Origin of the sequence: Mesorhizobium sp. (assembly GCF_004962925.1) — a bacterium.
Classification (GTDB): domain Bacteria; phylum Pseudomonadota; class Alphaproteobacteria; order Rhizobiales; family Rhizobiaceae; genus Mesorhizobium.
This window is the reverse complement of the sequence record NZ_SUEO01000324.1, coordinates 1-1,758: the sequence shown is the minus strand read 5'-3', so window position 1 is coordinate 1,758 and position 1,758 is coordinate 1. Positions and strand designations below refer to the sequence as shown.

Here is a 1,758-nt window from a genome sequence, read left to right as displayed (position 1 = left end):
CCTTTACCGACGCGGCCGAAGCCGCGCTCGCCGGAGCAGTCGGCCATGGCGGCAATGATTTCAAGATCCCGCTGGCGAAACGGACGATGCGGCACACGCTCGCTGCTGCCGTCGAGAGTGCGTGAGGTGACACGATGACAGAGACGAAGACCAGCGAGAACCGTCCATCCGAAACACGCAATGGCGTCATCGGGCGCCCGATCGACCGCATCGACGGTCCGCTCAAAGTGAGAGGCGGCGCCACCTACGCCTACGAGAATGCGCTGGGTGGTATGGCCTATGGCTATATTCTCGGTGCCGCCGTCGCCAAGGGGCGCATCGCCGAAATCGACACGGCCGAAGCCGAACGGGCGCCGGCAGTGCTGCTCGTCATGACGCACCGGAATGCGCCGGCCCAGCCGGATTTCGGCCCGGCGGTCACCCCGACCGTGCCGGAGGTCTTCACGCGCGCCCGGCCCGCGCTCAACAGCGAGCGGGTGCGGTATTACGACGAGCCCGTCGCACTGGTCGTCGCAGAGACGTTCGAGGCGGCACGCGCTGCTGCGGGCCTCATCAAAGTGCGCTACGACGAGGAGCCGGGCATCTACGATTTACCGGGACATAAGGCCGACGCCTACGCACCGAAGCGGACCAATGCCGGCTTCGAGACCGACAGCGTGATCGGCGACTTCGAGAGCGCCTTTGCTGCGGCTCCAGTCAAGATCGATGCTACTTACCGGACCCCCTTTGAACATCACAATCCGATGGAGCCCCATGCGACGCTCGCCGCCTGGTCAGGCAACGAGCTGACGATCCACACATCGGCGCAGACCCTCGCGAATTTCCGGGCTGGGGTCGCCAGCACGCTTCGCATCCCGCCCGAGCGTGTGCGCATCATCAGCCCCTTCATCGGCGGCGGCTTCGGCTCCAAGCTGATTGCCCATGCCGATACGATCCTGGCCGCGCTTGCAGCGCAGGCCCTGCAGCGTCCCGTGAAGATCGCGCTGACGCGACAACAGATGTTTGCCAATGCCGGACACCGCGCAGAGATGATCCAACAGGTACGTCTCGGCGCGGATACCGACGGGCGGCTCACCGCGATCGCGCACGATGTCTGGTCCGCAACGTCCAGCTTCGAGGAGTACTGCGAACAAACGGCAGTTTTTGCCCGCTCGCTCTATGCGGCGCCGAACCGTGTTACCCGTCATCGCCTGGTTCCGCTGGATATCAACCGCGGCGAATGGATGCGCTCACCCGGTGAGGCGCCCGGCATGCTGGCTTTCGAATGCGCCATGGATGAGCTCGCCGAGCGGCTCGGCCTGGACCCGATCGAACTCAGAATCCGCAACGAACCGGCACAGGATCCCGAGCGCGGCGTGCCGTTCTCCACCCGCAATCTCGTCGCCTGCATGGAGGAAGGCGCCCGCCGTTTCGGTTGGGAGCGGAGAGACCCGACACCGGCCCGCACCCGAGAGGGCCGGAAGCTCATTGGCTACGGCATGGCGGCGGCGATCCGTCCGAACTACATCGGCGCGGCGACGGCGCGAGTTGCGATCGACCGGGACGGTCGGGTGACGGCGCGGCTCGACATGACCGATATTGGGACCGGCAGCTATACGATCCTGACCCAGATCGCTGCGGAGAGCTTCGGCCTACCGATCTCGTCCATCAAAGTGGAACTCGGCGACAGCCGCTTCCCGCGTACCGCGGGCTCGGGCGGGTCCTGGGGCGCGGCGAGCGCGGGGTCGGCGCTGCATAACTCCTGCCAAGCCCTCAAGC

At 66.0% G+C, this 1,758-nt stretch carries 1 protein-coding gene and 1 pseudogene; both read left to right on the top strand.

All coding sequences use genetic code 11. The annotated features are described in order from the left end of the window. Positions 1 to 125 (top strand): annotated as a pseudogene (locus E5W87_RS33950) (xanthine dehydrogenase family protein subunit M); the annotation flags it as partial. Between the two features lie 9 nt (positions 126 to 134). Next, positions 135 to 1,758, top strand: a 1,624-nt coding sequence (locus E5W87_RS33945; protein WP_292407851.1) for a xanthine dehydrogenase family protein molybdopterin-binding subunit, incomplete at its 3' end; no start/stop codon positions are given.